The organism is Chryseobacterium sp. Leaf201 (assembly GCF_001421435.1).
GTDB lineage: Bacteria > Bacteroidota > Bacteroidia > Flavobacteriales > Weeksellaceae > Chryseobacterium.
Window position 1 is genome coordinate 1 of record NZ_LMKA01000008.1, and the last position, 7,766, is coordinate 7,766.

Genomic DNA, 7,766 nt, shown 5'->3' on the forward strand with positions numbered 1-7,766 from the left:
ACCTGGAGGCAGCAAGGTATATTATCGAAAAAAAGCTTTAAAGCCCTGCCACAAAAGGAATCTGATCGGAGAACTGTAAAAAGAGTCAGAAATGGGCATCAGCAGGGCGTGCCAGATACTTGGGATCAGCCGGAGTTCTATGGCTTACAAAAGCATCAAAGATGACACGGTGCTTTACAGACAGCTTGCTATCGTTAACAGAAAGTCATCCCCGTGACGGGTTTTGGAAATGTTACCATAGGCTTGGTAACCAAGGTGAAAAGGTAAATCATAAAAGGCTTCACAGGATTTATAAGTTGGCGGGATTATCTTTAAGGAGAAAATCCAAAAAACGGAAGATNAATGTCATAGACAAAGCCTGTTCCTGAAGAGGAAAGGTAGGCTTGGTAACCAAGGTGAAAAGGTAAATCATAAAAGGCTTCACAGGATTTATAAGTTGGCGGGATTATCTTTAAGGAGAAAATCCAAAAAACGGAAGATCTCCAGAGTAAAAGAACCGCTGTCCATTCCGCAAGGCTTTACCCAGAGCTGGAGTATGGACTTTATGAATGATGTTTTAGAAAACGGAAGAAAAATCAGGACTTTTAATATTGTAGATGATTACAACCGTGAGGTATTGTATATAGAAGCCGATTATTCTATCAAAAGCAACCGTGTGGTCTGGATTCTGAAACACCTGATTGGCCGTTACGGAAAGCCAAAAAGTATAAGAATGGACAATGGGCCGGAGTTTATCTCTCACCTTATCCGGACGTGGAGTTTGGTAAATGACATCAAGCTTGCTTACATCCAGCCGGGGAAACCTACGCAGAACTCTTTGATTGAAAGGTTTAACAAATCATTCAGAGAAGGCGTTTTGGATGCGTATTTATTTTCAAGTCTGGATGAAGTAAGAGAAGTAGCAGAGGGATGGGTGAAAGATTACAACCATTATCGACCGCACGATGCATTGGGTGGCTTATCACCTGTAATGAGGAAAAATGGACAGCAAGCCAAAGCAAACCCAACGTTGTTTCCTGCCCACTTTCCCACATTTGAAAACAACAACAAACTATTAACAAAAATTACTACTTTTGATTAGTACTGATAAGGGGAAGTCTACAACAGACAATTTCTAAAATAGAATATTTTCAACAGGGAGAAAACAATTTCACTAGCAAAATATGCTGTGTCTACATGAATTCGTATAATTGGGATAAGGATATTTTTGAAAATATAATTTTAATTTTTGAAAAAGTAATACTTTTTAACTTTAAAGAGACAGAGAATACCTCTAGTTTAAATGTAACTGATGCATTACTTACATATGAAAATTCTATTATAACTTTAGATTTTTTTCCACATCAGTTTTCTAATTGCTCATTACAAGTTAATTTACATTCAGATTTTTTAATAAAGTCTGAAAAAATAGTATCCCTTTACAAGGCTTTCAAGTACTATATTTTGCAGTTTTTATCTTCTTTGGCGTAGTTCATAAAGAGTTCTTATGTGGCCAATGAAATTACACAACCAAACACAATTTTATTAAATTACTGTTCGGAGAAATCATGACAAAGCAGATGACTTGAGTTTAAGGTAATTCTTATAAGTTCAATCTTTAGGAACTTGGTTCCAGGTATGTTTTATTATCACTTTATCAGATCAATTTTATATATCTTAATTATATCTTTATCCTATTTATTTCTATCTGAAACATAAAAATTTTTAATGTTTTTTATTGGGGCTTTAATAGGTTTTGGTTCTATTCTTTTATCTTATTTACTATTTGCGACTGATATTGTTTCTTTCATGTATTGGGCATTATATTATCATTTCTGATTTTTGAGATAATTGAAAGATGAAAATTTGTATCACGTATAAAACATAATAATTAGTTTAAAGTCATCAGCACAGTAAACTACAATAAGAAATTTTTCAGGATAGCAATATGAAAAACAGCATCATTAAAATATTTATTTTAAATCTTATTATTTTTTCTTTAATTACCTATATATTAGGACTTACAGACACTGCCTTCAAAAAAAATTACCTTTCAGACAATATAATACTGTATGTAATTAATTCTATAAAGTATTTTATTTTCTGGGTTCTACCCAATTGGTGGATAAGTATTTTTTGCGGGTCTTTATCATTAACTTTTCTATATGGGTTAATAAGAAAAATATTTAAAATTTAGCATTGTATTTACCGGATTTTAAATTGTACATAGCGTAAAATATTATTGAAGAGGACAGGCTTATAAATCAAAGTGAGGTAAACTAATTCACATAAGAATCTGTATAAATGGGTTGATTAAGAACGTCTTTAATAAATCAGGCTGGAATAAAAACAAAATCTCATGATCTGTAACAATAAATAGAATATATGAAGCTAATGGAAATGAAAAGAAAAATAAAATGACAATCAAAAAGATCATATTAATTTCTGTTTTGAGTATTTGTTTTTTCTGCACAAAGCATAAGGAAAAAAATAATGAAGATTATAAGTGTATAGAATGGATTAATGATAAAAACGGCTGTGATGGAATAAGAAAATTGGAATATGCTGAAAGTATAATAAAAAAAAGGAATATTTTAAATGGTTCTGAGTCAGATTTTGTTAGGATTTTTGGTACTCCTGATAATATGGAAGAGGATTAAATCATAGAATGTTATTTTATTAACACAGATTCAAGTTGTAATAATGGGGAAATCATAAAAGATTCAGACGTATGCTTTATCATTTTTTATTTTAAAAATAATAGGTTTACTGAAATTAGTATGAGATGTGAATAGATATTAATGGTTGCTAAATATCAAACACTTTTTAGGACACATTACTTTTATCATAAACCAAAAAAACCAGCCCTCCATACAAAACAAAAAAAATCCCCGGGATGTCCCGAGGATAAAAACTAATAACCATGAAAACTCAAATTAAACATGAGAATCAGTTGCAAATATACACAAATAACTCCACTTTTTTGATATACTTTATCTATTAAAATAATTGGTACTTAAATCACCTTTCACAAAAGATAGATTTTCCTTAGGTAACGTGCACATTATGAGAGTGAAGTTTAAAAATATAGGCAACAATACTGAGGTATTTTTTTATTAAAATATGGTATTTTTTTTATTTTAAATACGCTGTTTTTTATAATGACTCTTTATTCTTTAATTAATTTGAGACCATTGCAGTACAGACCGGCAATAACTGGCCATATGCTGATATGTGCATCAGCTACAAATAGTTCTGAGTTATATATACTGGAACTGCAAGTATTTTAAAGTAGAATCGCACAAAGGTTTCATCAAATCAAACTGTACGATAAATAATCATAAATCTAAATAGAATTATGCAGATATATAATCTGACCCGGAATTAAGCTTACAAGTAAAAGACTGACGTAAAATGATCTTTAATTAATTACAATACCTTAAAAGATCTGTCTGAAACGGAATTTAAAACAATACATACAGGTGCTGTAGTTTACCGCCTTACCATACAAAAAATGTACATGAAGTTTTGTCTGGAACATACCCCATAAAAATGTGGATAAAGGATAAACAATTTCCTCTTCTTCAGTATTTTCAGGAACGGTGATCCCATAAAATTCTTTTATTTCGGCAGAAATGAGAGGGGTGAGGTCGTCTTTCGGGAAGGTCATGGTCTTTATTCAGGGAATTTTTCAGTTACTTAAAGGATATATACGATAATATTGGATGTTCGGATGTTATTCTGTACTGAATCTTTTCACTAAATATTTAATGTCCGGAATATTCATTTTCCTCAGGATTGATGTTTACATATTCATTCATTTAAATTATGGTATTGGACTAATCAGTGGATGTTGAAAATAACAATTAAGCCGGACCTTTTTAATCTTGTCGTAAGCGTGTCTGATTCAGTCTTCACTCTGGCGAAAAATTACCGGTAAATCTGATAAATCCCGTTTGAGTTTATGCAAATAACTTCTTCTCTTTAGGCGAGTTATTGTTAATAACTCTACTTTTCAAAATTTTAACATACCACAAAAGTGCAGTATTCATAGCAGTTCGTCAATTTAAGTCGTATAATTTTTTAATTTTGCAGCCTCTTATAAAAAACTGATTAAATGACCATTAAAAAGTTAATTGCATTGGGGATTTTCTCTATATCCCTTAATTTTCATGCCCAGCACGCAGTTTCTAAAATCTATTCTGACTTTGGAGGTTTCTGGGATAGCTCAAGTACCGTTCAGCCTAACAACAGCCATAATCTACTGGCTTTCAGGTGGGATCCGGATGGGGCAGGAACGGCATTTCCTGCTGTTACCTACAGTACCGGAGTGAATGACGGTGCCTTGAATACGGCGGGAGTGACTTTCCAGCCCGGAACGTTCATTTCTTTACCCATTTATAACATTCCCACTCCGGGAACCAGCACTTTTATCGGTGTAGGGCAGCTTTTCGGGGGAAACGGTAATGTAGCCCCGGTACCGGTAACCAATAATCTGACGGAATACCTGTCCGATGGAGTAAATGGCCTGGGCCTTGGTTCTGCTATTTTTAACATTCCCCAGGGTTCCAGTATAAGCCTGAATACCATGGGTATCGTGCCGGCGTCCATCGGAGACGGTGTACCGGATCTGATATTCACCCAGATGGGTTCGCCTTCCGGAGTTAATGATACCTATCACTTTGAAGGTATTAATGGCAATATGGTGGGAACAGTATATTCCGTGGCATTCAACAGTGTACCGAGCATCGGGAAGGCCTGCTGGAAATTTTATAATGCCAATACCAATCCGCCATCCTATAACGCGGGTGTTTCCAGCGGTTGCGAAAGGGATGTCAGGGTTCTGGCGGCCGACTGGTCAGAATTCGGGATTACCAGTGCCAATTACGGTCAGGCTGTTAAGCTGATCCAGGCATTTTCCGGAACCTCTGATCTTGCGTTTATCGGGGCTTATAATAAGGAGTCGATCACATTTGCAGCGAGCATTACCGGAAGCGTTTTTAACGATAACAACGCAGGGGTGCCGGACGGAAACGGGATGAGCGGGGTAACCGTAAAACTGTTCAGCAATAACACGGAGATCCGCACTGCAGTTACCAATGCAGCAGGCTTCTATTTCTTTGACAACATCAATACAAACACCCATCAGGGGCCTTACCGGGTAGAGATTACCGTGCCGGCAGGATTTACCATGGTGGGCAACAGCATCGGCTCAGCGGTTAACAGCCTGAATGTATCCCTTAGTAACAGTACCTCGACAGGCAATAATTTCGGGATCAACCAGCCTCCGGTGGCTGTCAGTGATAACCTTTCTGTAGCAAAGAATACGGTTAAGAGCATTAATATTACAGCCAATGACTCGGATCCCAATTCAGGTTCTTTAGTCTTATCTTCCATTAATCTGATCCCTCCGGCAGGTGCTTCCGCCATTACTGTTGCAAACGGATTGGTAAAAGGGTTTAGTATGGCAGGCCAGGGAACATGGAATGTGGATAACCTGGGTGTTTTGACCTTCTCTCCGGTCATGAATTTTTTCAATACTGCGTCTGCAGTAAATTACACGATCCATGACCAGGCAGGACTGACCAGTAATGTAGCTACTGTTAATATAGCGGTTGATTACTGTACTAAACCGGGAATAGGTGGTGTGCCGGATGGCTACGCAAACGTAGGGATTTCTACATGGTCCGGACGGTACAAAAGCTGGCCGAAAGGTCCGGGTATTACGGATGGCGGCGTTCCGAACGGTTTTCTGGCTCTGGATTCTCCGACTAACGGAATGGTGATTACAAGGGTTGTCAGCTCAGCGGCAGTTACCAGTCCGGTGAAAGGAATGTTGATTTATGACCGTGAAGCGCAGTGTATCAAACTGTATAACGGAAGCACCTGGCATTGCATTAAACGTAGCTGTAACGATTAATTAAAATAGAAGAATAGAAGATTAAGATAAAATGAAAAAGATAAAAATATACAGTTTGTTTTTAATACTGGCTGCCGTTCATATAGTAAGTGCACAGGTTGCGATAGGTAAAACAACGGTTTCAGGAAACAGTTCGCTTCTGGAATTCGGCGGGATGACTTCAACCGGCCTTCCTACAGATACCGATACCGGAAATTTCCGTGGCATCATTCTTCCTGCAGTAACATCTTCTCCGGTGTTTTCTGCCGTGAGCCCATCCACCAACCATCCGCAGAACGGTACTTTTCTTTACAGTAAGCAAAGCCGTACCGTAATGATGTTTGAAAACGGGCGCTGGATCAATATGACGGATGAAGGGAATGCTGCCTCCGTTATTCCTTCTTCCGGAACTGAAACGGGTAACGGGGTAATCATCGGTTCTGCCGCCAGCAGCGCGAAAGGGGTTCTGGTACTGGAATCTGCAGATAAAGGTCTGGTTCTGCCGCATGTTAAAAATCCGCAGAGTACAGTCAAAAGCCCTTATCCGGGGATGATGTGTTATGACACGGTGAGCAATTCGGTAGCCGTTTATGACGGAGCGAACTGGAGCTACTGGAAATAACCGGTTTTCTTAAAACTGTTATTACACAATATAGATTATTCATCCGGTGTCTTCTTAGGAATTCACCGGATTTTAATTTTTCATACCAAGGTAAAGTCTGTTTTTGGATAAGATTCACTGCTCAGCTTTTTGATGATTTGTTTTTCATTTCTTTTCACGGATTGTGGATGTCTTTTACAGGGCAAAAAAGCTTTGTTATCCGGGGATTCAGCAATTGACACACATGCATAAAACTGGAATATAGTGGATTGTAATGCATTGGCGTGATTTTAGATGATGCGTACAGCAGGAATGAAGCACTTGTTCTTAGCAGGCAGTTTAGCAATAACAGCCTGCCCGGGGAAGTATAAATTACCTGCCGTGTAAAAATTTGAAATGACAAGCAAAACCCCGCTTTATGATTCTAAAATCTTCAAAAATTGATCTGACCATTGAACAGCTGAATGTAAAATCATTCATATATTTCCTGGCTGAGCTTCAGAATCTGCTGGAATATATAGGGGAGCAGTTGGTAGAAATTAATGAAACGGTTTCCATCGCTGAAAACGTGACTGCCGGATTTTTACAGTTTTCATTTTCTCAGATCAAGGATGCCTCTAAATTTTTTAAAGGCGGCGTAACCGTTTATACGCCGGGGGATGATGTGAGCCTTTTCGGGGTAGATCCTGAGAAAGTGCTTTTCTGCAATTCCGTGTCGCCTGAAGTGGCTGAAGAAATGGCACTGTCCGTCGGGAAAAAATTTAAAAGCGACTGGTCCATAGCAGTTACCGGGTATGCCTGCCCCGTAGAAGAATCCCGTCATAAATTATATGCATTCTTTTCCATTTCGTATCACGGCAAGATCATTCTCTCGGAAAAGCTTGATCTTCATTCCCGGACCATACCAGTTAAAGCACAGCTTTATTACAGCGAATTCATACTCGGATGCTTTAAGCTGGAACTCGATAAAGTCAGGGCCGATCAGAAGATCGTATAAGCTTTTGAAAAAATCAACTTCATTAAATGCTAAAATAAAGATGATTTGATCCGGCAGACGAATCCTTTTTAAACTTTTCATTCAGATGCAATCAGAGGTTCAGGCTGATCAAAAATACAGGCACTATAATTTTCTTTAAGGTTATTAACATTACACCTCATTTAAATTGTAAAAATCTTTTATTTCATTCTGAAATGAACTTAAATCATATTTATTTAAAATGATCTTAATTAATTTAGATGTTTTAAATAAGGTTAAACAAATACTGATAATTCTCCACCCAGTAAATT

7 protein-coding genes are annotated in these 7,766 nt (G+C 37.2%); 6 read left to right on the plus strand and 1 reads right to left on the minus strand.

Annotated elements, in window-relative coordinates:
* Positions 1 to 161: 161 nt before the first annotated feature.
* The 3 genes from ASE55_RS20880 to ASE55_RS02120 form a co-directional block, all read left to right on the plus strand.
* The coding region (locus ASE55_RS20880; RefSeq protein WP_410492994.1) for an IS3 family transposase at positions 162 to 340 on the plus strand (179 nt) is incomplete at its 3' end.
* Positions 341 to 364: 24 nt separating this feature from the next.
* Positions 365 to 1,081 (plus strand): IS3 family transposase, encoded by a 717-nt coding sequence (locus ASE55_RS20885; RefSeq protein WP_410492995.1) that lies wholly within the window; start codon positions 365 to 367, stop codon positions 1,079 to 1,081.
* Positions 1,082 to 2,396: 1,315 nt separating this feature from the next.
* Positions 2,397 to 2,639, plus strand: a complete 243-nt coding sequence (locus tag ASE55_RS02120) for a hypothetical protein (RefSeq protein ID WP_056214896.1) — start codon at positions 2,397 to 2,399, stop codon at positions 2,637 to 2,639.
* A gap of 779 nt (positions 2,640 to 3,418) precedes the next feature.
* Here the strand turns inward: ASE55_RS02120 and ASE55_RS02125 are convergent.
* On the minus strand, positions 3,419 to 3,649 hold the full coding sequence (locus ASE55_RS02125) for a hypothetical protein (RefSeq protein WP_056214899.1): 231 nt from the start codon (positions 3,647 to 3,649) through the stop codon (positions 3,419 to 3,421).
* 447 nt (positions 3,650 to 4,096) lie between these two features.
* On the opposite strand from ASE55_RS02125, the gene ASE55_RS02130 reads away from it, so the two are divergent.
* The 3 genes from ASE55_RS02130 to ASE55_RS02140 all read left to right on the plus strand — a co-directional run bounded on the left by ASE55_RS02130 (position 4,097) and on the right by ASE55_RS02140 (position 7,476).
* Entirely contained in the window at positions 4,097 to 5,899 is a 1,803-nt protein-coding gene (locus ASE55_RS02130; RefSeq protein WP_056214901.1) for an SdrD B-like domain-containing protein, read from the plus strand.
* A 31-nt stretch (positions 5,900 to 5,930) separates the two neighbouring features.
* Positions 5,931 to 6,500, plus strand: a complete 570-nt coding sequence (locus tag ASE55_RS02135; RefSeq protein ID WP_056214903.1) for a hypothetical protein — start codon at positions 5,931 to 5,933, stop codon at positions 6,498 to 6,500.
* Positions 6,501 to 6,897: 397 nt separating this feature from the next.
* Entirely contained in the window at positions 6,898 to 7,476 is a 579-nt protein-coding gene (locus tag ASE55_RS02140) for a CinA family protein (RefSeq protein WP_056214906.1), read from the plus strand.
* Positions 7,477 to 7,766 lie beyond the last annotated feature (290 nt).

Excerpts from the sequence above, each read along its gene's own strand:
- ASE55_RS02120 (WP_056214896.1), top strand. The coding sequence starts at position 2,397 with ATGACAATCAAAAAGATCATATTAATTTCTGTTTTGAGTATTTGTTTT.
- ASE55_RS02125 (WP_056214899.1), bottom strand. The coding sequence starts at position 3,649 with ATGACCTTCCCGAAAGACGACCTCACCCCTCTCATTTCTGCCGAAATA.
- ASE55_RS02130 (WP_056214901.1), top strand. The coding sequence starts at position 4,097 with ATGACCATTAAAAAGTTAATTGCATTGGGGATTTTCTCTATATCCCTT.
- ASE55_RS02135 (WP_056214903.1), top strand. The coding sequence starts at position 5,931 with ATGAAAAAGATAAAAATATACAGTTTGTTTTTAATACTGGCTGCCGTT.
- ASE55_RS02140 (WP_056214906.1), top strand. The coding sequence starts at position 6,898 with ATGATTCTAAAATCTTCAAAAATTGATCTGACCATTGAACAGCTGAAT.